The sequence below is a fragment of the Luteimonas aestuarii genome (assembly GCF_004357985.1).
Lineage (GTDB): Bacteria > Pseudomonadota > Gammaproteobacteria > Xanthomonadales > Xanthomonadaceae > Luteimonas > Luteimonas aestuarii.
This window is the reverse complement of the sequence record NZ_SMTF01000008.1, coordinates 104,811-128,851: the sequence shown is the minus strand read 5'-3', so window position 1 is coordinate 128,851 and position 24,041 is coordinate 104,811. Positions and strand designations below refer to the sequence as shown.

Annotated in this window: 17 protein-coding genes; 12 read left to right on the top strand and 5 right to left on the bottom strand. The window is 66.4% G+C overall.

From position 1 onward, the window contains the following. Positions 1 to 7 precede the first annotated feature (7 nt). From carB to recJ, 4 genes are read left to right on the top strand one after another with little or no spacing between them, the layout of a single operon-like run. Positions 8 to 3,268 (top strand): carbamoyl-phosphate synthase large subunit, encoded by a 3,261-nt coding sequence (gene carB / locus E2F46_RS10870; RefSeq protein WP_133322102.1) that lies wholly within the window; start codon positions 8 to 10, stop codon positions 3,266 to 3,268. A gap of 24 nt (positions 3,269 to 3,292) precedes the next feature. Continuing rightward, on the top strand, positions 3,293 to 3,757 hold the full coding sequence (gene greA, locus E2F46_RS10865; RefSeq protein WP_207949567.1) for a transcription elongation factor GreA: 465 nt from the start codon (positions 3,293 to 3,295) through the stop codon (positions 3,755 to 3,757). 4 nt (positions 3,758 to 3,761) lie between these two features. Then, positions 3,762 to 4,700, top strand: a complete 939-nt coding sequence (locus tag E2F46_RS10860; RefSeq protein ID WP_133322100.1) for a phosphoglycerate mutase — start codon at positions 3,762 to 3,764, stop codon at positions 4,698 to 4,700. 5 nt (positions 4,701 to 4,705) lie between these two features. Further along, a complete protein-coding gene (gene recJ, locus E2F46_RS10855) occupies positions 4,706 to 6,559 on the top strand; it encodes a single-stranded-DNA-specific exonuclease RecJ (protein WP_425599824.1) in 1,854 nt (617 codons plus the stop codon). On the opposite strand, the gene E2F46_RS10850 is transcribed toward recJ, so the two are convergent. Then, on the bottom strand, positions 6,449 to 7,624 hold the full coding sequence (locus E2F46_RS10850) for an acyltransferase family protein (protein WP_133322098.1): 1,176 nt from the start codon (positions 7,622 to 7,624) through the stop codon (positions 6,449 to 6,451). The two genes, recJ and E2F46_RS10850, sit on opposite strands and share 111 nt — an antisense overlap. 147 nt (positions 7,625 to 7,771) lie before the next feature. On the opposite strand from E2F46_RS10850, the gene E2F46_RS10845 reads away from it, so the two are divergent. Then, positions 7,772 to 8,647 (top strand): LytTR family DNA-binding domain-containing protein, encoded by an 876-nt coding sequence (locus E2F46_RS10845; RefSeq protein ID WP_133322097.1) that lies wholly within the window; start codon positions 7,772 to 7,774, stop codon positions 8,645 to 8,647. A gap of 30 nt (positions 8,648 to 8,677) precedes the next feature. Here E2F46_RS10845 and E2F46_RS10840 read toward each other — a convergent pair whose 3' ends face one another. Beyond that, entirely contained in the window at positions 8,678 to 10,600 is a 1,923-nt protein-coding gene (locus E2F46_RS10840) for a GGDEF domain-containing protein (protein WP_133322096.1), read from the bottom strand. A 79-nt stretch (positions 10,601 to 10,679) separates the two neighbouring features. Here E2F46_RS10840 and prfB point away from each other — a divergent pair. The 4 genes from prfB (at position 10,680) to E2F46_RS10820 (ending at position 16,800) form a co-directional block, all read left to right on the top strand. Beyond that, positions 10,680 to 11,808, top strand: a protein-coding gene (prfB, locus tag E2F46_RS10835; protein ID WP_133322095.1) for a peptide chain release factor 2 whose coding sequence is annotated in 2 segments (ribosomal slippage) — positions 10,680 to 10,754 and positions 10,756 to 11,808 — 1,128 coding nt in all. Because the reading frame shifts where the segments join, the coding sequence is not laid out codon by codon here. Between the two features lie 68 nt (positions 11,809 to 11,876). After that, entirely contained in the window at positions 11,877 to 13,400 is a 1,524-nt protein-coding gene (gene lysS / locus E2F46_RS10830; protein WP_133322094.1) for a lysine--tRNA ligase, read from the top strand. 188 nt (positions 13,401 to 13,588) lie between these two features. Further along, a complete protein-coding gene (locus E2F46_RS10825; protein ID WP_133322093.1) occupies positions 13,589 to 14,662 on the top strand; it encodes a response regulator in 1,074 nt (357 codons plus the stop codon). After that, positions 14,659 to 16,800 (top strand): ATP-binding protein, encoded by a 2,142-nt coding sequence (locus E2F46_RS10820; protein ID WP_133322092.1) that lies wholly within the window; start codon positions 14,659 to 14,661, stop codon positions 16,798 to 16,800. Before E2F46_RS10825 ends, E2F46_RS10820 begins: the two co-directional genes overlap by 4 nt. Before the next feature lie 41 nt (positions 16,801 to 16,841). On the opposite strand, the gene E2F46_RS10815 is transcribed toward E2F46_RS10820, so the two are convergent. After that, the gene (locus tag E2F46_RS10815) at positions 16,842 to 17,768 is read right to left on the bottom strand and encodes a crotonase/enoyl-CoA hydratase family protein (RefSeq protein ID WP_133322091.1); all 927 of its coding nucleotides are present in this window, start codon (positions 17,766 to 17,768) and stop codon (positions 16,842 to 16,844) included. Positions 17,769 to 17,949: 181 nt separating this feature from the next. Further along, a complete protein-coding gene (locus tag E2F46_RS10810; protein WP_133322090.1) occupies positions 17,950 to 19,620 on the bottom strand; it encodes a long-chain fatty acid--CoA ligase in 1,671 nt (556 codons plus the stop codon). Between the two features lie 112 nt (positions 19,621 to 19,732). On the opposite strand from E2F46_RS10810, the gene E2F46_RS10805 reads away from it, so the two are divergent. Next, entirely contained in the window at positions 19,733 to 20,206 is a 474-nt protein-coding gene (locus E2F46_RS10805; protein WP_243720393.1) for a nuclear transport factor 2 family protein, read from the top strand. A 273-nt stretch (positions 20,207 to 20,479) separates the two neighbouring features. Here E2F46_RS10805 and acnA read toward each other — a convergent pair whose 3' ends face one another. Further along, positions 20,480 to 23,257, bottom strand: a complete 2,778-nt coding sequence (acnA, locus tag E2F46_RS10800; RefSeq protein WP_133322089.1) for an aconitate hydratase AcnA — start codon at positions 23,255 to 23,257, stop codon at positions 20,480 to 20,482. 158 nt (positions 23,258 to 23,415) lie between these two features. On the opposite strand from acnA, the gene E2F46_RS10795 reads away from it, so the two are divergent. Together E2F46_RS10795 and E2F46_RS10790 are read left to right on the top strand one after the other, a co-directional pair. After that, positions 23,416 to 23,619 (top strand): AbrB/MazE/SpoVT family DNA-binding domain-containing protein, encoded by a 204-nt coding sequence (locus E2F46_RS10795; RefSeq protein WP_133322088.1) that lies wholly within the window; start codon positions 23,416 to 23,418, stop codon positions 23,617 to 23,619. Then, positions 23,616 to 24,014 carry a type II toxin-antitoxin system VapC family toxin gene (locus E2F46_RS10790; protein WP_133322087.1) on the top strand — a complete coding sequence of 133 codons (399 nt, stop codon included), beginning with the start codon at positions 23,616 to 23,618 and terminating at the stop codon, positions 24,012 to 24,014. Before E2F46_RS10795 ends, E2F46_RS10790 begins: the two co-directional genes overlap by 4 nt. Positions 24,015 to 24,041 lie beyond the last annotated feature (27 nt).

The following is a 24,041-nucleotide window of genomic DNA, read 5'->3' as shown; positions in this document are numbered from 1 at the left end:
TCCAGAAATGCCCAAGCGCACCGACATCCAGACCATCCTCATCATCGGCGCCGGCCCGATCGTCATCGGCCAGGCCTGCGAGTTCGACTACTCGGGCGCGCAGGCCTGCAAGGCGCTGCGCGAAGAGGGCTACCGGGTGGTGCTGGTCAACAGCAACCCGGCCACGATCATGACCGACCCGGAGATGGCGGACGCGGTCTACATCGAGCCGATCAACTGGCAGACGGTCGAGAAGATCATCGCAAAGGAAAAACCCGACGCGTTGCTGCCCACCATGGGCGGACAGACCGCGCTCAACTGCGCCCTGGACCTTGCAGACAACGGCGTGCTGGAGAAGTACGACGTCGAATTGATCGGTGCCAAGCGCGATGCGATCCGCATGGCCGAAGACCGCGAGCTGTTCCGCGTGGCAATGGGCGAGATCGGGCTGGAATGCCCGAAGGCCGCAGTGGCGCATACGCTGGACGAGGCGCTGGAGATCCAGGCGACGGTGGGCTATCCGACCATCATCCGCCCCAGCTTCACCCTGGGAGGCAGCGGCGGCGGCATCGCCTACAATCGCGAGGAACTGGTCGAGATCGTCAATCGCGGCCTGGAGCTGTCGCCGACCACCGAGGTGCTGGTGGAAGAGTCGGTGCTGGGCTGGAAGGAATTCGAGATGGAGGTCGTCCGCGATACCGCGGACAACTGCATCATCGTCTGTTCCATCGAAAACCTCGACCCGATGGGCGTGCATACCGGCGACAGCATCACCGTCGCGCCGGCACAGACGCTCACCGACAAGGAGTACCAGCGCCTGCGCGATGCGTCCATCGCGGTGCTGCGCAAGATCGGCGTGGACACCGGCGGCTCGAACGTGCAGTTCGGCATCAGCCCCACGACCGGGCGCGTGGTGGTGATCGAGATGAACCCGCGCGTCTCGCGCTCGTCGGCGCTGGCGTCCAAGGCGACCGGGTTCCCGATCGCCAAGGTCGCGGCCAAGCTGGCGGTGGGCTACACGCTGGACGAGCTGAAGAACGAGATCACCGGCGGCAGGACGCCGGCCTCGTTCGAGCCGTCGATCGACTACGTGGTGACCAAGATCCCGCGCTTCGCCTTCGAGAAATTCCCGCAGGCCGATGCGCGGCTGACCACGCAGATGAAGTCGGTGGGCGAGGTGATGGCGATGGGCCGCACCTTCCAGGAATCGATGCAGAAGGCGCTGCGCGGGCTGGAAACCGGCAAGGTCGGCTTCGACCCGACCGGGTTGGACCTGGCCGACGAGTCCGATCTGGCGACCATGCGTCGAGAAGTGAAGGAGCCGGGCCCGGAACGCCTGTTCTACCTGGCCGATGCCTTCCGCGCCGGACTGTCGGTCGAGGACGTCTATGCGCTGTCGTATGTCGACCCGTGGTTCCTCGACCAGATCGAGGAAATCGTGTCGACCGAGGACGAGGTGGCCGCCGCCGGCATCGACGCGCTCGACAAGTCGCGCCTGCGCGCGCTCAAGCGCATGGGGTTCTCGGACGCGCGGCTGGCACAGCTGGTCGGCAGCGATGAGCAGGCCGTGCGCGCCCTGCGTCGCGCGCATGGCGTGAGGCCGGTCTACAAGCGCGTTGACTCGTGCGCGGCCGAGTTCGCGACCAGCACGGCCTACCTGTATTCGACCTACGAGGACGAGTGCGAGGCGCAGCCGACGTCCCGCGAAAAGATCATGATCCTCGGCGGCGGACCCAACCGCATCGGGCAGGGCATCGAGTTCGACTACTGCTGCGTGCATGCCGCGCTGGCGCTGCGCGAGGACGGGTTCGAGACCATCATGGTCAACTGCAATCCCGAAACCGTCTCCACCGACTACGACACCTCCGACCGCCTGTACTTCGAGCCGCTGACGCTGGAAGACGTGCTGGAGATCGTCGAGATCGAGAAACCCAAGGGCGTGATCGTGCAATACGGCGGGCAGACGCCGCTCAAGCTGGCGCGAGCGCTGGAAGCCAATGGCGTGCCGATCATCGGCACGTCGCCGGACTCCATCGACCTGGCCGAGGATCGCGAGCGCTTCCAGAAGCTGGTCGATGATCTCGGCCTCAAGCAGCCGCCCAACCGCACGGCGCGCAATCCCGACGAAGCACTGGTGCTGGCGCGCGAGATCGGCTACCCGCTGGTCGTGCGCCCCAGCTACGTGCTCGGCGGCCGCGCGATGGAAGTGGTGCATGCCGACAGCGACCTCGCGCGCTACATGCGCGATGCGGTCAAGGTGTCGAACGATTCGCCGGTGCTGCTGGACCGCTTCCTCGACAACGCGGTCGAGTTCGACGTCGACGTTATCGCCGACAGCACCGGTGCTGTGCTGATCGGTGGCGTGATGGAGCACATCGAGGAGGCCGGGGTGCATTCCGGCGACTCGTCCTGCTCGCTGCCGCCGTACTCGCTGGGCAAGGACGTGCAGGACGCGCTGCGCGAACAGGTGGTGGCGCTGGCCAAGGCGCTGAACGTGGTCGGCCTGATGAACACCCAGTTCGCGGTGCAGTCCGAGGACGACGGCAGCCACACCATCTTCCTGCTGGAAGTGAACCCGCGCGCCTCGCGCACGGTGCCGTTCGTATCGAAGGCGATCGGGTTGCCCCTGGCCAAGATCGCGGCGCGCTGCATGGCCGGAAAGTCGCTGGCCGAGCAGGGCGCCACGAAGGAAATCGTGCCCGACTACTACTCGGTCAAGGAAGCGATCTTCCCGTTCGCCAAGTTCCAGGGCGTCGACCCGATCCTCGGCCCGGAAATGCGCTCGACCGGCGAAGTAATGGGCGTGGGCCGCAGCTTCGGCGCTGCGTTCGCGCGCGCGCAGGAGGCGGCCAGCATCAAGGCGCCGCCGACGCCGGACAAGGCCGCCAAGGCCTTCGTCTCCGTGCGCGACCCGGACAAGCAGCGCGTGCTGCCGGTCGCGCGCGACCTGCAGGCGAAGGGCTACACCATCGTCGCCACCTCGGGCACCGCGAAGTGGCTGCAGCGCAACGGCATCGCCTGCGAGCAGATCAACAAGGTGATCGAGGGCCGGCCGCACGTGGTCGACCTGATCAAGAACGGCGAGATCGCCTACATCGTCAACACCACCGAAGGCCGGCAGGCGATCGCGGACTCGTTCTCGATCCGCCGCGAGGCGCTGCAGCACCGGGTCACGTACTCGACCACCATTGCCGGCGCCAAGGCCTTGCTGCATTCTCTGGAGTATCGCGGCAGCGGCCCGGTCTGGGCGCTGCAGGAACTCCACGAAGAACTGCGCGCGGACGCATAAGGACCCCATCCGATGAGAGCACCCATGACCCTGCAGGGCGCGCAGCGCCTGCGCGCAGAACTGGACGAACTGAAGTCCGTCCAGAGACCGGCGGTGATCAACGCCATCGCCGAAGCGCGTGCGCACGGCGACCTGAAGGAAAACGCCGAGTACCATGCGGCCCGCGAGCAGCAGGGTTTCATCGAAGGCCGCATCAAGCAGCTCGAAGGCGAGCTGTCGCATGCGGACGTGATCGACGTGAGCAAGCTCGATGCCGGCGACCGCATCGTGTTCGGCGCGAAGGTGACCGTGGCCGACGTGGAAACCGACGAAGAGCGGCGCTACCAGATCGTCGGCGACCTCGAGGCCGACATCAAGCTCGGCCTGATCGCGATTTCGTCACCGGTCGCGCGTGCGTTGATCGGCAAGCACGAGGGCGACAGCGTCACCATCGAGGCCCCGGGCGGCACCCGCGAGTACGAAGTGATCGAAGTCAGCTACAAGGACTGACCCGGTGAAGGCGACGCTGCTGCTGCCTGCGTCGCGCCGTTTCGGAGCGCAGTCGCTGTCGCCCGAGGTTGCGCGCGCACTCGGGCGCGCCGACCGCCTGCCGGTGGTCGCCGAAGGACGTCGCGCCTTGCTCTCCCGGCATTTCCGGCTGTTGCCCAACGGCTGGCCGGTGGCTGCACTGACGCGCGAGGCCGATGCCGGCGATGCCGCCGGCGCCATCTGGCTGCGCGCCGACCCCTGCCATGTGCTGCCCGACATCAACGGCGCGCGCCTCCTGGCGCATGGCGAATCGTTGGCGTTGACCCGCGAAGACGTGGACGCGCTGCTGCCGCCGCTGCGGCCGATCTTCGGCGATGCCGGCGTGCCCATCGACGCGCCCACGCCGTCACGCTGGTACCTGCGGCTGCCGACAGGAAGCATCCCGCCCGATTTTTCCGAACCAGACGATGCGCTGGGCACCGATGTTTTCGATCACCTGCCGGGCGGGAGTGCCGACGGGCGTCGCTGGAGAACACTGCTGAGCGAGGCGCAGGTGGTGCTGCACAACCATCCCTGGAACGCGCGCCGGGTGGAGCAGGGCAAGCCCGCGGTGAACTCGCTGTGGTTCTGGGGCGGCGGCGCCTTGCCGGATCGCGTGCAGTCGCCGCACACGCGCTATGCGGGCGATGACGAAACCGGCATTTCACTGGCGCACGCCGCCGGCATCCTTGCGCCGCCCCGCGAACGGTTCGAGGCAGGTGAAGGCGATGTCGCCTTCGACCTGGTCGCGACGCGCGACCTGGCGGCGCTGGAGCGCGAGTGGCTGGCGCCTGCGCTGGCAGCACTGCGCGACGGGCAACTCGAGGCGCTGGGACTCGACAGCGAAGACGGCGTGCGCCGCGTACTGCACCGCAGCCATCGCTGGCGATTCTGGCGCAGCCCCTTGGCCGGCCCAAGCGTTTGAGCGCGATCGGGCCAAGGATCCGGCGCCGCGATCCCGTCCAGCCCATCGATGGCTGGGGCGAAGACGTACTGCCGCTGCTCCGCCGCGTTTACACCGCACGCGGCATTTCGGACCCCACCCACGCGAAACCTTCCGCCTCGCAGCTGCTGCCACCGGATGCGCTCGGCGGCATCGAAGCGGCCACGTCGCTGCTGGTGGAAGCCATTGCCGCGCGCAAGCGCATCCTGGTGGTGGGCGATTTCGATGCCGATGGCGCCACCGCATGCGCCGTCGCGGTACGCGGCCTGCGCATGCTTGGCGCCAGCGACGTGGTGCACGCGGTGCCCAACCGCATCGTGCACGGCTACGGCCTGTCGGAAGCGCTTGTGGCAGAACTCGTGCCGCTGGCACCATCGCTTCTGGTCACGGTCGACCACGGCATCGCCTGCCACGCCGGCGTCACCGCCGCCAAGAGGCATGGCTGGCAGGTGCTGGTCACCGACCACCACCTGCCCGGCGAGGCGCTGCCGCCGGCCGATGCCATCGTCAATCCCAACCTGCCTGGCGACGCGTTTCCCAGCAAGACCCTGGCGGGCGTCGGCGTGGTGTTCTACGTCCTGCTTGCGCTGCGACGGCGCCTGCGTGAGGCAGGCGTGCCGGGCTCGGTCGATGCCGACCTCGCCAGCCTGCTCGACCTGGTCGCCGTGGGCACCGTGGCCGACCTGGTTCCGCTGGATGCCAACAATCGCGCGCTCGTGGCCGCAGGCCTGCGGCGGTTGCGTGCGGGCAGGGGCTGCCCGGGGCTGAACGCCCTGATCGACGTGTCCGGACGCAACGCTGCCACGCTGACCGCCGGCGACATCGGCTTCGCCGTTGCGCCACGCATCAACGCCGCGGGACGACTCGAAGACATGGCCTTGGGCATCGAATGCCTGCTGGCCGATGACGCCACGCGCGCCCGTGAACTGGCGGAAATCCTCCACGGCATCAATGCCGAACGACGCGGCGTGCAGCAACTGATGCTGGAGGACGCCGAAGCGGCGTTGGCGACGCGCGCGCTCGACGGCGCGCACGCGGCCCCCGTTGCGGTCTGCCTGCATGACGCCGATTGGCACCCCGGCATCGTTGGACTGGTGGCGTCGAAGGTGAAGGAGCAGTTGCATCGCCCGGTCGTCGCCTTCGCGCCCTCGGAGCCGGGCAGCGCACAGCTGCGCGGGTCGGCGCGTTCGATCCCCGGGCTGCACATCCGTGACGCGCTGGCGGCGGTGGATGTTGCCCACCCGGGACTGATCACGAAATTCGGCGGCCATGCGATGGCGGCGGGGCTGACCCTGCAGGCCGATCGCTACGATGCGTTCGCCATCGCGTTCCGCGACGCCGTGGCGTCGCTGGTTGCGCCGGATCTCCTGCAGGCCGAACTGCTGAGCGACGGCGAGCTGTCGGCGGAAGAGTTCACCCGTCGCCACGCCGATGCCCTGCGCGATGGCGGGCCATGGGGGCAGGGCTTTCCCGAGCCACTGTTCGACGGCGTGTTCGAGGTGCTCGATACCCGGATCGTGGGCGAACGCCACCTCAAGCTCTCGCTGCGCTGCGAGGGCGTGCGTGATGCGCTGAATGCGATCGATTTCGGTGGTGGTTCGGGAGAAGCGCCGTGCGGCCACGTGCGGCTGGCCTATCGGCTGGCTGCGGACGACTGGCGCGGTGCCCGCGCCATCCAGCTGATCGTCGAGCACCGCGAGCCTGCCCGAGGCGGCCAAGGTGCCTCGGGATCAAGGCAAGCGTTCGCGCCAGCGCAAGCCGAACAGCGGCCGCAATGGCGCAATGCGACGCACGATCTCGTAAGCGGCGAAACACAGCCCGAAGGTGAGCAGGACCAGTAGCGGTCCTTCCACCAGCGGCCTCAGCCCCAGCGGCTTGGCGTTGTGCGCCAGCACCACGGTCACGGTCTGGTGGAGGATGTAGACCGGAAAGATCGCGGTCGAAAGGTAGCGCAGCAACGGACTGTCGCCAGGCGCGAGGCGGCGGGCGAATCCCAGGATCGCCACGATCGCGCACCACTGGTTCAGCGCCCAGGTCCCGCGCATCGACAGCCGCAGGCCGTCGGGCGGTGCCGCGTCGCGGAACCACGCGAAGTAGGCCGTGATCGCCAGCCAGCTGGCGAACCACAGCGTGAGGGCCGGCCAACGGACACGCTCGGTGGCCTGCCAGACGCCATCCGCCCGGGCGATCAGGAAACCCAGCAGGAAGACGCCGAAGTACTGCGCATGGTTGTACCAGTCGTCGACCAGGGCGTGGGTCGACCCGAAGGTGCCGATGAGCGCGATGCGTGCGGCCGCCAGGAACAGGATCGGCCAAAGCAGTAGGCCCATTGGCGAGGACAGTGCCGTCGCCATCATCGTTCCGGCACGTTCCAGCGCGGCCGGTATCGACTTGGCCAACGCCCAAACCGCCACGGTGTAGACCCACAGGTAGGCGACGAACCACAGATGGTTCCAGGTCGGCACGACCAGGCAACCATCGCCATCGCAGAAGCTGTCGTCCGCGGCGAGGTAGCGGCCCCAGAACGAGAGGTAGCCATCGTGGAAGCCTCCGGGTAGTTTCTCGACCACCTCGTAGTACGACTGCGGGGGCACGATCACCAGCATTCCGAACGCCAGCGGCACCAGCAGCCGCCACGAACGCGGCCCGAGGAACCGCCCGCCGTGTCCGGCAGCCGCCGACTCGCGCGACTTGCGCAGCAGGAACGCGGTGGCGACGCCCGAGACCACGAACAGCAGTGACAACCGCCAGGGCGAACTCATCATCATCACCGGTTCCAGCGCATGGCTGGCGAACGGGCTGTTGACGTGCCAATCCCAGGTCACGTAGTACATGCCGACGTGGTACAGGACGAGCAGGGCGAAGGCGTAGATGCGGACCCAATCGAGATCGTGGCGGCGTTGCATGCAGGTTCCTGCAGTTGGTCGGTGAGCGCTCACCGTGCGCCCGTCTTGCTCACCATGCCAGCGCCAAGTGATTGACCGACAAGCGTTTGGGACGAACCGCGGCCGGCAGGGACGAGTCGAGTGACGCCGCCAAGTAGAATCGGTGCCATGACCAGTTCGCCCACTGCATACGAGCGTTACCGGCCGTGGCGGCGGTGGGTCGAGGTCGGGTTCGTCGGCGCGATCCTCGTGTCCAACGCCTTGGGCAACAGCATCACCGTCTGGATGGACCACAATCGCTCGGGCGCCACCACGCTGCAGCCGTGGGAGCCGTGGGCCTGGGAGATCAGCAGCGCGCTGCTCTGGGCGCTGGTCATTCCATTGATCGCACGGTTCACCGAGCGCTATCCCATGCATCGGGACAACTGGCGGCGGATGCTCGGCGTGCACCTGGCAGCGAGTGTCGTGGTCTCGCTGGTGCACGTCGCGGGGATGGTGGCGCTGCGAACGCTCGCCTACCGCTGGCATGGCATGGACTACGATTTTGGTCCGTGGCCCCGCAACCTGTCCTACGAATACCTCAAGGACATCCGCAGCTATGCGGCCATCGTGGTGGTGATCGAGGGCTATCGACTGCTACTCCGGCGGCTACAGGGCGAGGTGAGGCTGCTCGGGCGTCCCGACGAAGGGGCTCCGGTCGAACCGGTCGATCGGCCGGAGCGCTTCCTGGTACGCAAGCTGGGTCGCGAGTTCCTGTTGGCGGCCGACGACATTGAATGGGTGCAGGCCGCCGGCAACTACGTCAACTTGCGCGTGCGTGGCCACGATTACCCCCTGCGCAGCACCATTGGCGGGATCGTCGAGAAGCTGGACCCCGCAAGGTTCGTGCGCATCCATCGCAGCTATATCGTCAACCTGGACCAGCTGGTGTCGTTCGAGCCGCTGGAGACGGGCGACGCACGCGTGCACCTGAAGGATGGCACTACGCTGCCGGGCAGCCGCAAATACCGGAGCGAACTGCGTGGGCGATTAGCGGACGCGTAGGCGATCCTGGCGATTGAAGCCGCGGGCCGACTAGGTGGTTGCGGGCGGAGCCCCATTGCCCCGCGCCCTGCGGTCGGCGACCGAGCTGAGGCCGGGGCGTCCTGAGGAGAGCATCAGGTCGCCGCTGGAGATCGCTGCGGCGGGATCGTCGAGTGCCTCGTCAATCGGCCGGCTCGTGCCTGCGCGCCCCCACAAACCGACCCATGTGTCGCGGCCGCCACGTTTGGCGGCGTAAAGCGCGCGGTCTGCCAGCACCACGGCATCCGGCCAGTGGCCCGACGCCACGCCTGCAACGCTGCCCCCTGGTGGTGGAAAGACGGGCGCCGCGGCAAACCCGATCGACACGGTCATGCTGCCAACACCGCCGCCAACTCGCATGTCCGCGATTGCCTGGCGCAACCGTTCGGCCATCCGGCCCGCGGCGGAGGCATCCAGCCCGCCCATCCCGACCAGGAACTCCTCGCCACCCCAGCGCGCCACCACGCCGTCGGGGCCACACGCGGTCGTGAGTGCATTGGCAACCGCAAGCAGTGCCATGTCACCGGCGTCGTGCCCGTGGCGGTCGTTGATCGCCTTGAAGTGGTCGATGTCGATCAGGAAGACAGCGAGCCGTGCATCACCGGCGTCGACACGGGTGGGCACCATGGCCTCGAGCCGTTTCCCGGCGGCGTGGCGATTGAGTAGCCGGGTCAGGCTGTCCTGCGCGCTGAGGTTCCGCAGGCGGCGCGTGATCCGGCGCTGATAGGCGACGAACCCCACCGCCAACAGCAGCAGCAGGCCCAGTGCGGCAACCGCCAGGTTGCGCTGGCGACGCTGGTGGGATGCCTGCAACTCACTGATTGCCCCCTGTTGCCGCGCCAGCAACAGCTCCTCGAGGTTGTGTTCGTCCACCAGCGTTGCCTGCACACGGGCCATGTTGCCCAACTGCATGCTCCGCAGCCGCTGCAACTGTTCGTCGTGCACCTGGTTGCTGGTGCGATATGCCGACTGCCAATCCCCCCGTGCGATCTCGGCGGCGGCCACCAGTTCAAGCGATTCGCGCCGGACGGCGCCGAACACCGACTCCGGCAGCATCTCCACGGCGCGCTGCGCATCGGCCAGCGCGCCGGCGTGGTCGCCTGCCTCCAGCGCAAGTCGCCCTTGCAGCAACGCGCTGCGCGCAGCGCCGGAGACGTCGCCGCTGCTGCGCTGCCTGTCGAGCAGTCGCTGCAGCGCCGCCCTCGCGTCCTGCGCACCGGACATCGCGACCAGCTCGGCCTCGGCCCGTCTCGCAATCACTTCCTCGCCACTGGCGCGCGCGCCGTCGAGTGCCTGCTGGAACTGCACGCGTGCATCCGCCAGGCGTTCCCTGCGCAGCGAATTGATCGCCCGGTTGTAGGACAGGGACGCCTTGCGGTCACCGTGGGCGTCATTGATCGCGGCGGCCTGCGCGAACAGCGCTTCGGCCTGGTCGTAAGCGGCGAACTCGTCGCCATGCAGCAACGCCATGTTGACGAGCGTGCTGACCTGGGCCTCCCAGGCGTCCTCGCGAGCGGCTGCGCGCAATGCTCGTTCGTAGGCCTCGAGTGCGCCGGTGACATCGCCCGCCAGTTGCAGTGTTGCCCCGGCGTTGGACAGGGCCCGCAATTCGAAACCCGGTGGCATCGGGTGCGCGGCCAGCAGGGTCTCGACGGCTGCAACGCCAGCGCGCGCGCCGTCCGCATCGCCCATGATCGCGAGGGAAATGGCGCGGCACGCCTGGAAGACCAGCGCGTCCGGCGGCAAGAGATCAGCCTCGGCCAAGCGCTGTTCAGCAAGGCGCGCCGCTGCGTCCGGGTCATCGTGGCGCAGCTGGTAACAGCGCACGGCCTCCGGGTCCAGTGTATGCGCCGGCTGCGCGGCCACCCCGCTGGCGGCAACCGTCAGCATCAGCACCAGCAGCCAGCGATGGTGGGGCGTCATCCGTGGGGACATGGGTGCGTTGGCGCGGATCCGGAGGAGGGGTCAAGATTGCTAGAATCGCATCCTTTCGCCAAGCAGGCATCTGGACACTATGATCGAGCTCAATCCCGTCCGCCAGCGCATCGCCGACCTGACCGGTCGGCTGGATGCGCTGAGGGGGTATCTTTGACTACGACGCCAAGCGTGAGCGCCTGGAGGAAGTAGAACGCGAACTGGAGCATCCGGACGTCTGGAACGATCCGGAGCGCGCGCAAACGCTGGGGCGGGAACGTTCGCTGCTGGACAAAACCGTGAACGGCATCCGCGACCTGACGGAGGGTTTGGCCGGGGCGGGCGAACTTCTGGACCTGGCCGAAGCCGAAGGCGACGAGGACACCGCGCAGGCCGTGGTGGATGACGTGGCGCGCTTCGCGGGCGAGGTGGACAAGCTGGAGTTCCAGCGCATGTTCTCCGGCAAGATGGATGCGGCCAGTGCCTTCGTCGACATCCAGGCCGGTGCCGGCGGCACCGAGGCGCAGGACTGGGCGGAGATGCTGCTGCGCATGTACCTGCGCTGGGCCGAGTCGCGCGGCTGGAAGACGGAGCTGATGGAAGCCAGTGGCGGTGATGTCGCCGGCATCAAGTCGGCCACCGTGCGCGTGGAGGGCGATTTCGCCTACGGCTGGCTGAAGACCGAGACCGGGGTGCACCGGCTGGTGCGCAAGTCGCCGTTCGATTCCGACAATCGCCGACACACCAGCTTCACCTCGGTATTCGTGTCGCCGGAAGTCGACGACAACATCGACATCACCATCAACCCGGCCGACTTGAAGACCGATGTCTACCGCTCCTCGGGCGCGGGCGGCCAGCACGTCAACAAGACCGAGTCGGCGGTGCGCATCACCCACGTGCCCACCGGGATCGTCGTGGCGTGCCAGAACGGCCGAAGCCAGCACCAGAACCGCGACACCGCGATGAAGATGCTGGCCGCCAAGCTCTATGAGCTGGAGATCCAGAAGCGCAATGCAGAGCGCGATGCCGTGGAGGCCACCAAGTCCGACATCGGCTGGGGCAGCCAGATCCGCAACTACGTGCTGGACCAGAGCCGGATCAAGGACCTGCGTACCGGCATCGAGCGCAGCGACACGCAGAAGGTGCTGGATGGCGACCTGGACGAATTCGTCGAAGCCAGCTTGAAGTCCGGCCTGGAAGCCGGGTCCAAACGCGTCGATGCGGTCTGATCCCCGTCGTTCCCGCTGACGCGGAATCGCGCGCTACGAAAAACCTCCTCCGTCCCAACGCCCACGCCATGACTGACCCGACCTCCCAGCCGCAAGCCCACGCCGACGAGAACGCGCTGATCGCCGAGCGGCGGGCGAAACTCTCCGCACTGCGCGGGCAGGGCGTGGCATTCCCGAACGACTTCCGTCGCCATGATCATGCCGGCGACCTGCAGGCCGAGTTCGACAGTGCCGAGCGCTGGACCGGCGAGGCGCTCGAGGCCGAGGGTCGCAGGGTGACGGTCGCGGGGCGCATGCTGGCCAAGCGGGTCATGGGCAAGGCTGCGTTCGCGCAGATCCAGGACGTGACCGGCCGTATCCAGCTGTTCCTGCAATCGGCCGCGCTGGGCGAACGCTACGACGCGTTCAAGGGCTGGGACGTCGGCGACATCATCGCCGCCGAAGGCACGCTGATGCGGACGAAGACCGGCGAGCTGTCGGTCAAGGCCGGGTCGCTGCGCCTGTTGACCAAGTCGCTGCGGCCGCTACCGGACAAATGGCATGGGCTGGCCGACGTGGAGCAACGCTACCGCCAGCGCTACGTCGACCTGGTGGTTTCGCCGGAGGCACGCGAGGTGTTCGTGAAGCGCTCGCGGATCATCGCCGCGATCCGCCGCTGGCTGGACGCACGCCGCTTCCTGGAAGTGGAAACGCCGATGATGCATTACATCGCCGGCGGCGCCGCCGCGCGCCCGTTCGTCACCCACCACAACGCGCTCGACCTCGAACTGTACCTGCGCGTCGCGCCGGAGCTGTATCTCAAGCGACTCGTCGTGGGCGGCTTCGAACGCGTGTACGAGATCAACCGCAACTTCCGCAACGAGGGCGTGAGCACCCGCCACAATCCCGAGTTCACGATGCTGGAGCTCTACGAGGCCTACGTGGCCTACGAGGAGGTCATGGACCTGACCGAAGCGCTGATCCGCGACGTCGCACGGGACACGCTGGGCCGCACCGCCGTCGAGTGGGACGGGCATGCCATCGACCTCGGCCCGGCGTTCCGCCGCTGGAAACTGGAGGAAGCGGTGCGTGAGCTCAACCCGCACATCACCACGGCCGACTGCCGCGACCGCGATGCGCTGGCGAGTCACTGTGCGGCGCTGAAGATCCCGGTCAAGCCATCGTACGGCTGGGGCAAGCTGCTGCTTGAAATCTTCGAAAAGACCGTCGAGGGTGGGCTGGTGCAGCCTACCTTCATCACCCATTACCCGGTCGAGGTCTCGCCGCTGGCGCGCGAGTCGGACACCGAGCCGGGCATCACCGACCGCTTCGAGCTGTTCATCGGCGGCAAGGAGATCGCCAACGGCTTCTCCGAACTGAACGACCCCGAAGACCAGGCGGCAAGGTTCCGCGCCCAGGTCGATGCCAAGGCCGGCGGTGATGACGAGGCCATGCATTACGACGCCGACTACATCCGTGCCCTCGAGGTTGGGTTGCCGCCCACGGGTGGGCTGGGGGTCGGCATCGACCGGCTGGTCATGCTGCTCACCGGGTCCTCGTCGATCCGCGACGTGCTGCTGTTCCCGTACATGCGTCCCGAGGGCGGCGGCTAGAACCGACCTGCGGCGGCAGCCAGGGGCAGGAAGTGACCTTCCTATGGCGGATTTGCCGTGGGAACCGGGAGAACGGTCACATTCAGGGCCTGAACAGCGCGGCACGCCTCTTGCTTGCATCCACCCTGTCCGGCGGCCATCCTTGCCGGACGGATTTGGGGAAGCCGCCCCCGCGGCATGGGAACCAGATGAATATCGTCATCGTCGACGACCAGACCTCCGCCCGCACCATGTTGCGGCACATCCTCGAGGACATCAGTCCCGAGCTGGAAGTGCTCGACTTCGGCGACCCCCAGGCGGCACTGCGCTGGTGCGAGGAAAACCGCCCGGACCTGCTGCTGCTGGACTACCGGATGCCGGTGATCGACGGGCTGGAGTTCGCCCGCCGGTTCCGTCGCCCGCTGCTGCACCGCGACGTGCCGATCGTGCTGGTCACCGTGGTCGGCGACGAACCGATCCGCCAGGCTGCGCTGGATGCCGGCGTGATCGACTTCCTGGTCAAGCCGGTGCGTCCGCGCGAGCTGCGCGCCCGCTGCCGCAACCTGCTGCAACTGCGCCAGCAGTCCGAATCGATCAAGCAGCGCGCGCTGTCGCTGGAACAGCGCCTGCTGTCGAGCATGCACGAGGTGGAAGAGCGCGAGCGCGAAACCCTGAACCGTCTCGCGCGCGCCATCGAGTACCGTGATTCCGGCACGAGCGCCAACCTCGCGCGGCTTGCCGGCGTGGCCGGGATCATCGCCGAGGAGATGGGGTTGTTCGAGGACGAGGTGCGGATGATCGAATTGGCCGCGCCGCTCCACGACATCGGCAAGATCGCGATTCCGGATGCTTTGCTGCAGAAACCCGGCCCCTTGTCGCCCGAGGAGATCGAGGTAATGCGCACGCACCCGCGCATCGGCCACGAATTGCTGACCGGTAGCCAGAACCGTTTCATCCAGATGAGCGCGACGATTGCGTTGTACCACCAGGAGCGCTACGACGGCAGCGGCTACCCGGAAGGGTTGGTCGGCGATGCGATCCCGCTCGAGGCGCGCATCGTTGCCGTGGCCGATGTGTTCGATGCGCTGATCTCGCGTCGTCCGTACAAGCCGGCCTGGAGCATGGATGCAGCGTTTGACTACATTCGCGACCAGAGCGGCAAGCTGTTCGATCCACGCTGTGCGGAGGCGCTGATGCGCGCGCGCGGCAAGGTCGAAGCGCTTTGCCTGCGCTACGCGACCCAGATCCAGTCGGCGCAACCCGCCCAGGGAACGGTGCAGTGAGCGCCACCCTCGTCGACGCCGTGCGCCAGCGGATGGGTAGCCGCCCGGACAGCGAGCACGGGCAGGCGACCGTACGCATCGTGATGCTGGTCGTGGTGGTGGCGTACCTTTACTTCGTGGTCTCCGGTCGGCCGGGCGTGGAGACGGCGTTGACCACCTCATACCGGTTCCTAGCGGTCGAGTTCATCGTGGCAGGCGCAATCCTCGGGTGGCTGTTCGCACGCCCGGGCATCTCGCACCCGCGACGCGTGCTGGGCATGGTGGCCGATTACAGCCTGATGGGAACGGGCATGTTCCTGCTTGGCGAACTGCTCGCGCCCATGTACGTGATCATCCTCTGGGTGACCATCGGCAATGGCTTGCGCTATGGCCCCCGCTACCTGTTCCTCGCGATCGGTTTCGCCGCGGTGACCTTCGGCACGGTGCTCGCCACCACGCCTTACTGGCACGCCAACATCTCGCTGGGGATCGGCTTGCTTGTCGGCCTGGTTGCCGTCCCCCTGTACCTGACTTCGCTGTTGAGGGCGCTGATCCAGGCTACCGAGGCAGCCAAGGCGGCCAGCGAGGCAAAGAGCCGTTTCCTCGCGAACATGAGCCATGAGTTCCGCACGCCGCTCAACGGCATCGTCGGCATGTCCGAACTGTTGATGGCGACGCCGCTCAACGGCGAGCAGAAGGACAGCGCGCAGGTCATCCAGACCTCGGCCAAGGCGCTGCAGATATTGGTCGACGACGTACTGGATATCTCCTCGATCGAGGCTGGGCGCTTCAAGCGAATCGATGCCGACTTCTCCCTGCGTGAGTTGCTCAAGAGCATCCACGTCATGCTTCTGCCGTCGGCGCAGGCGAAGGGGCTGTCGTTCGAACTCAACGTGGCCGGCGACGTGCCGAACATGCTGCACAGCGACAGCAACCACCTGCGCCAGATCATGGTGAACCTGCTGTCGAACGCCATCAAGTTCACGGACCAGGGCAAAGTGTCGCTGGACGTGTCGCTGCTTGATGCCGGCAAGGATGCGGTGCAACTCCGATTCTCCGTGCGCGATTCCGGCATCGGTATCCCGGAAGAGGCGATGGGCCGGATCTTCGATGCCTTCGAGCAGGTCGACTCCGGGCGCGGCAGGCGCTTCGGCGGCACTGGCCTGGGCACCACGATCGCCAAGGCGCTGACCGAGATGCTCGGCGGCACGATCGCCGTCGAATCCAACAATGGGCAGGGCACCCACTTCTGGCTGGACGTGCCGCTGGCACTCGCCGAGATCCAGCCCGCGCAGGAGGCTGCGGGCGACAACGTCATCGCCTTCTCCGACCCCTTCGTACGTCACCGCGCGCGGGTGCGTCCGCTACGCGTGCTCGTGGCGGACGACCAGCCGGCCAACCTGATGGTGATGCGGCGCCTGCTGGAAAAGGCCGGTCATCGGGCGCACATCGTCAGCGACGGCGAGGAAGTTCTGGATGCGATCGAGCGGCAACAGTTCGATGCCGCCATCGTCGACCTGCACATGCCCGGCATCAGTGGCATTGAAGTCATCAAGCAGGCCCGGTTCATGGAAGCCGGACGCAAGCGCACGCCGTTCATCGTGCTGACGGCGGACGCGACGGGGGAAGCCCAGGCAGAGTGCGAACGCGCTGGTGCGTATGCTTTCCTCACCAAGCCCATTGCAGTGAATCGATTGCTGGGCAAGCTTGCCGATATCGCGGACGGCGTCGCCATGCCTGCAGCCAGCGAGCCGGCGGCCGCGGCGCCTGTCCCGCAAGAGGTCGTCTCGAAGCACATCGTTGACGAGCTGCGAGAGATGGGCCTGGGCGAAGAGTTCGTGAAGCGGTTCCTGGGCGAATGCGCGCGGGATGCACGCAAATGCGTGGCCGACCTTGACGTTTCCGCTGGTGAAGGGCAGTGGGATGCCTTCCGTGACGCCTGCCATGCGCTCAAGGGCGCGGCCGGCAACATGGGGGCGCTACGGCTGAGCGAAAGCGCGTCGACCGGCATGAAGCTGCCAACCGACCAGCTCATCCGCGAGTGGCGCGGGATCGCCAACATGCTCAGGCAACAGCTCGAACAGGCCATCACCGTACTGCGGGAACAAGGCGATATCCTTCCTGCCGACGATGTCGCCGGTCACGGCGGGCCACACTGACCACCACCGGCGTCGATCGCCGGTGGCGTCATCAATGCCAGTCAGAACGCAGCGCTTTTCGCTGCGTCACTGTCGTCCGGAGCAGTATCGTCGTTACCCGGCCGCTTGAGCTGGGCACGCACCAGTCGCTCCATGGTGCGCAATTGCTTGTCCGTCAGTTGCAGGGCGGTATCCACCCAGATCTCGGTGATCCGGACCAGTTCGTCAAGCGTCACCGGATTGACAGCATCGCGGACGCGGTGCAAGGCCAGGCGTGCAGTCGCGATACGACGGTTCTGTCGGACAAGCTCATGCACGGCGCGGACGCCCTCGCCCTTGGGTACGAGTACGTCGACGACGCCCATGCGGTGCAGTTCCTCACTGCTGTACATCACGCCATTGAGCATCATCTGTTCAGCGACCTTGGCCCCGACGCGTGGTGCCAGCAGCGAATAGGCACCCATGCCCGGGAACAACCCGAACAGCACCTCCGGGAACCCCATCTGCACGCCTTCCTCGGCGACGATGGTCTGGCACGCCAGCGCAAGTTCGAAGCCGCCACCGAGTGCGTCGCCTTCGACCAATCCGATGGTGTGGGCATTCGGGTGCAGCCGGCTGTGGAGCAGGTGGATGCTGTCCACGCACTCGCGCGCATAGCGCATCAACCCGTCCCGGTCGCGCGCGCGGATCAGCTGCGAGAACAGGGCAAGGTCGCCACCGAGGTTGAACACGTGGGTGTCGGAACCGAGCACGATGTGCGCGATGTGGTTCTGCGATGCTGCGCTTGCCTCTTCGATGCTCTCGATCGTCTGGCGTGCGAATACGCGCAGTTCGCGGAGCATTCGTGGGGAGAAGCAGGCGCGGTACTCGGGATCCGCAAAGGCATGCTGCGCATGCATGAAGCACCAATGGGTGTCGTTGGACGCATCGCGCTCCACGCGGATGATGGAGGAAGGAACGTCGCGGTGCAGCGGCTCGATCTTGGTCATGGGGATCCCCTGATTGCATGCAAATCCGCATCGGACGCGGCGCGGATCGCATGCCAACTGTGACGATGAGTCGCCCGACAGGGGAATCTATGCACCCGTCCCGTGATGGATGCAAGCACTTTCTGCCGCGATTTGGCAGAAATTGACCTTGTTGACGCCGCGTTGACGCGGCCTCGAACGCCTAGGAAGCGTCCCTAAGCTCACGCCGCAGGATCTTTCCGACGTTCGTTTTGGGAAGTTCGTCACGGAATTCGACGATTTTGGGCTGTTTGTAGCCGGTCAGGTTCTCCCTGGCATGGGCCTTGACCTGCTCGGCGGTCAGGGCCGGGTCCTTCTTCACGATGACCAGCTTGACCGCCTCACCGGAGCGTTCGTCCGGCACGCCCACGGCCGCTACTTCCAGCACGCCGGGCATCATCGCCACCACGTCCTCGACCTCGTTCGGGTACACGTTGAAGCCCGACACGAGGATCATGTCCTTCTTCCGGTCGACGATATAGAAGAACCCCTGTTCGTCCATCTTCGCCATGTCGCCGGTATGCAGCCAGCCGTCGGCATCGATGGCCGCTGCCGTTTCCTCCGGCCGCTGCCAGTAGCCCTTCATCACCTGGGGGCCCCTGATGCAGAGTTCACCGACCTCACCGACGGGCAAGGCATTGCCTTCCTCGTCCTTGATGCACGCTTCGGTGGAGGGAACGGGCAGGCCGATGGAACCGTTGTATTCGGCCAGGTTCATCGGGTTGATGCATGCGGCGGGGGACGTTTCGGTCAGGCCGTAGGCCTCCACCAGGGTGACGCCGGTGGCCTGCTTCCAGCGCTCCGCCACTGCACGCTGCACGGCCATGCCGCCGCCGAGGGTCATGTGCAGGGGCGAGAAATCGATCTCATCGAAACCGGGGGTGTTCAACAGGCCATTGAACAGCGTGTTGACGCCGGTGATCGCAGTAAAACGGTTGCTCTTCAGCTCCTTGACGAATGCGGGCATGTCGCGCGGATTGGTGATGAGCAGGTTCTTCGCACCGTACTTCATGAACACCAGGCCGTTCGCCGTCAACGCGAAGATGTGGTACAGCGGCAAAGCCGTGACGATCACTTCCTCGCCCACCTTGACGTTGCTGCCCAGCCATGCCGAGGCCTGCTGCATGTTGGCGACGAGGTTGCGATGGGTCAGCATCGCACCCTTGGCGACGCCGGTGGTACCCCCGGTGTACTGCAGGAATGCAATGTCCTCGGGCGTGATGCTCACGTCCGGCAACGCATGCTTGCGGCCGAGGGCCAGGGTGTCACGGAATCGCACCGCGCCCGGGATGTCGTGATCGGGCACCATCTTCTTCACGTGCTTGAGCACGAAGTTGACGATGGCTCCCTTCGGGAACCCGACCATGTCGCCCAGGCCGGTGGTGATCACCTGGCGTACCTGGGTGTCGGCCACGACGTCCTGCACCGTCTTGGCGAAATTGTCGAGCACGAGGATCGCGCTGGTGCCGGAATCGACCAACTGGTGCCTGAGCTCCCGCGCCGTGTACATCGGGTTGGTATTGACCACCGTCAGGCCTGCACGCAACACGCCGAACGTCGCGATCGGGTACTGCAGGCAGTTGGGCATCATGATCGCGACGCGATCACCTTTCTTCAGCTTCAACTCACCCAGCAGGTAAGCAGCGAACTGCTTGCTGAGCTCGTCGATCTCCGCGTAGGTGAGCGTCTTGCCGAGGTTGCTGAAAGCCGGGCGATCACGGAAGTTCCTGATCGCACCTTCGAGGACCGAAGGAATGGACGGGAATTCGTCCACGTCGATCTCGGCGGGCACGCCTGCAGGGTAGTGCGCCAGCCAGGGCCGTTCGATCGTCATCCATTGCCTCCCAGTACGAATGGTTGCCGGTATTCTTTTGCGCGATACCGTCTGGTATGGATTGGAGCATAGCCCCCCAAGGCTGGCAAGGCGCGCCAATCCACGCCAGGCGTTGGCGATCACCCGCACCGGAGCACACGCAATGCTGTACTGCGCAGGATGGAAAACAGGGCTTGCCGTCCTGCTGTTGTTGGCAGGCACCGCATGTGCGCGGTCCGATCCCGAGGAGCGGTTGCGCGAACGCGCGGCAGAGCTGCATGCCGCGATCGAGTCACGTGAAGTTGCCGCAATGCAGCATTTGCTTGCGGACGATTTCGTGGGCAACGATGGTCTTGATGGGAGGCAGGCGAGGGCGCTCGCCTCGATGCTCATGTCGCGCTACCGCAGCATCGGCGTTACCTTCGGACCGATGGACGTGCAGCTGCAGCCGCCTGCCAACGCGACGGTGAGGTTCCATGCGTTGACCACCGGCGGGGACGAGGGTCTGCTGCCGCAACGCGTGCAGGCATACGATGTAGAAACGGCGTGGCGCGAGGACAGTGGCGAGTGGGTGCTGTACCACGCCAAATGGACGCCGCGCCTCTGAATTGGAGCGCGGCAAGATGTCACCGCATCGAACTCCTGCTCCGAGACTGGGCGATGTTGGCCCCTTGGCGCTGCCGATCGCCCGCTGCGCTGCAGCGGGCCGGCCTTCCGCCCGAGCCAGCGTCAGGATGTTTCTTTCGCGGCCAACTGTCGGAGCACGTAGTGAAGGAGACCACCGTGGCGGGTGAGGTACCGCTGCTCGCGCGGCATTGCCGCGCAGTGGTACCGAACGCCCGCTGCGCTGCAGCGGGCCGGCCTTACGCCCGAACCAGCGTCAGGATGTTTCTTTCGCGGCCAACTGTCGGAGCACGTAGTGAAGGAGACCACCGTGGCGGAAGTACTCCACTTCTTTCGGCGTCAGCAACAATACGTTGGCGCTGAATTCTACGCGGCTGCCATCCGTGCGCGTTGCCACGACCTTCGCGGCCTTGGCCTTGCCATCGTCAAGTCCGGTGATGTCGACGGTTTCCGTGCCGTCGAGTCCGTGCGACTTCGCGTTCTCGCCGTCCCGGAACTGGAGCGGCAGCACGCCCATGCCCACCAGGTTGGCGCGGTGGATACGCTCGAAGCTTTCGGCAATCACGGCCTTGATGCCGAGCAGGTTGGTGCCCTTCGCCGCCCAGTCGCGCGACGAGCCCGTACCGTATTCCTTGCCGGCGAACACGACCGTCGACACGCCATCGGCCTTGTACTTCATGGCGGCGTCGTAGATCGACATCTTCTCGGGCTTTGCCTCGTTCGAGCCGGGCGCACCGAAGTACAGGGTATTGCCGCCTTCCTCGCCGTCGAAGAACAGGTTCTTGATGCGGATGTTGGCGAAGGTACCGCGCACCATCACGTCGTCGTTGCCACGACGGCTGCCATAGCTGTTGAAGTCGGCCGGCTGCACGCCTCGCGACTGCAGGAAACGCCCCGCGGGCGAATCCTTCTTGATGCTGCCGGCGGGCGAGATGTGGTCGGTGGTGATGGAGTCGCCGAAGATCCCCATCACGCGTGCGCCGCGGATGTCGTCGATGCTGCCGACATCCATCGTCATGCCATCGAAGTAGGGCGGGTTCTTGATGTACGTGGAGGCGTCGTCCCAGGCGTAGAGCTCGCCGTCGGGCGATTCGATGTTGTTCCAGCGGGTACCGCCCTTGAACACGTCGGCGTAGTTCTTGTGGAACATCTCCGGGCCGATGGTGCGGGCGATGAAGTCGCCGATCTCCTTGTTGCTTGGCCAGATGTCCTTCAGGTAGACCGGGTTGCCGTCGCTGCCGGTGCCCAGCGGCTCGTTGGTCAGGTCGATGTCGACCGTGCCGGCGATGGCATAGGCCACCACCAGCGGCGGCGACGCGAGGTAGTTCATCTTTACCTCGGGATGGATACGGCCCTCGAAGTTGCGGTTGCCGGAAAGCACCGACGCCACCGCGAGGTCGTTTTCGGCGATGCCCTTGGATACCGCTTCCGGCAGCGGGCCGGAGTTGCCGATGCACGTGGTGCAGCCGTAGCCGACCACGAAGAAGCCCAGCTTCTCCAGGTCATCCAGTACACCGGCCTTCTGCAGGTAGTCGGTCACCACCAGCGAGCCCGGCCCCAGCGAGGTCTTCACCCAGGGCGCCGCCTTCAGTCCCTTGGCCACCGCGTTGCGCGCCAGCAGGCCGGCGCCCAGCATCACCGCCGGATTCGAGGTGTTGGTACAGGAGGTGATGGCCGCGATCACCACCGAGCCATCGCACAGCTGGTGCTGCACGTCATCGAGCGTGATGTTGGAGACGGGTTTCGCAGCCAGGCGCTTGGCCTGCGGTTGATCGCCGCCTTCTTCCTTGTAATCGGCCACGGCCGGCACATGTTCGGCGGCGGGGCCGCGATGGGCGATCAGCGGGTCCAGGTTGTCGCGGAAGTTCTCCTTCACGTCCTCCAGCAGCACACGGTCCTGCGGACGGCGCGGACCGGCCAGGGAAGGTCGCACGTCGCCCATGTCCAGCGTCAGCACGCTGCTGTAGCTGGCTTCGGCGGCACCGGGTTCGTGCCATAGGCCCTGCGCCTTGGCGTAGGCCTCGACCAGCGCGATCTGCGCCTCGTCGCGGCCGGACAGGCGCAGGTAGGTCAGCGACTCGGCGTCGATCGGGAAGATGCCGCAGGTCGCGCCGTACTCCGGCGCCATGTTGCCGACGGTGGCGCGGTCGGCCAGTGGCAGGTGCCGCAGGCCGTCGCCGAAGAACTCGACGAACTTGCCGACCACGCCGTGCTTGCGCAGCATCTGGGTGACGGTCAACACGAGGTCGGTGGCGGTGCTGCCCTCGGGCAATTTGCCGGTCAGCTTGAAGCCGACCACCTGCGGGATCAGCATCGACGAAGGCTGTCCCAGCATCGCCGCCTCGGCCTCGATGCCGCCCACGCCCCAGCCCAGCACGCCGATGCCGTTGATCATGGTGGTGTGCGAGTCGGTGCCGAACACGGTGTCCGGGTACGCCCAGGCCTCGCCATCGTGATCACCAGCCATGACCACGCGCGCCAGGTGCTCCAGGTTCACCTGGTGGACGATGCCGGTGTTCGGCGGCACCACCTTGAAGTTCTCGAACGCCTTCTGGCCCCATCGCAGGAAGCCGTAGCGCTCGCGGTTGCGCTCGAACTCGATGCGGCCATTGAGGTCCAGCGCGTCGGCGCGTCCGAACACGTCCACCTGCACCGAGTGGTCGATCACCAGTTCGGAGGGAATCAGAGGATTGATTTGCTCCGGGCGGCCGCCCAGCTTGACCACCGCGTCGCGCATCGCCGCCAGGTCCACCACGCAGGGCACGCCGGTGAAATCCTGCAGCACCACGCGCGCCGGCATGAACGCGATCTCGGTGTCCGGTTCGGCCTTCGCATCCCACTTCGCCACCGCCTCGATGTGCCGCGGCAGCACCGCCACGCCATCTTCGTGGCGCAGCAGGTTCTCCAGCAGGATCTTCATCGAATAGGGCAGGTGGCCGATGTCGAAGCGCTCGCCCAGCTTCGGCAGGCTGGCGTAGCGGTAGGACTTGCCGTCGACATCGAGCTGGCTGCGGGTGTGGAAGGTATCGGCCATGGCGGCGGGCTCCTGGTGATCGTGGGCTGGCAGCGGGACGTCCCAGTCTACGTCGGGCAGGCAACGGGACGGTTGCGCCTTGCCGGTATGCGCAGGCGTGAGTATGGCATTCGAAGTATGTATAATTCGTGCATACCTGATGCCCGTGGAGGCCGCCCGTGGAAGCCACCGTCGCCGAACGTGGCCAGATCACCCTGCCCAAGGCCGTGCGCGATGCACTGGGCCTGACCAAGGGCAGCGTGCTGAAGGTTGAGCTGGACGGCAGCCGCATCGTGCTGCGCAAGAGCGTGGACGACGCCATCTCCCGCGTGCGCGGCAAGTTCGCGCTCGATGCGGGCAGCCGGGGCGACTCCGCCGAATGATTGCCGTCGATGCCCCGGTGCTGGTGGAGCTGTTGACCGATGGCGACCGTGCCGACGCGGTCGAGGCCAGCCTGCGCCAGTGCCTGGGCAGCGGCCGGGTGGTGGTCAGCGATGCGGCGCTGGCGCAGGTCAGTGCGGCGCTGCGCAACGGCGCCGACGCCTTGGCGGCGCTGGAAGAGATGGGCGTGCACTTCAGCGCAGTCGAATCCAAGTCGGCATTGCGCGCGGGCGAAATGCTGCGTCGCCAGCGCCAGCGCGGCGGCGATGCGCGGCCCCTCGCGGACTTCCTGGTCGGTGCGCATGCGCTGTTGCAGTGCGACGGCCTGGTCACCTTCGACACCACCTTCCATCGCGATTACTTCAAGGGCCTGAAGCTGATCCAGCCCAAGGCCTGAACCGTTTTCCCCACTTTTCCGGAGACA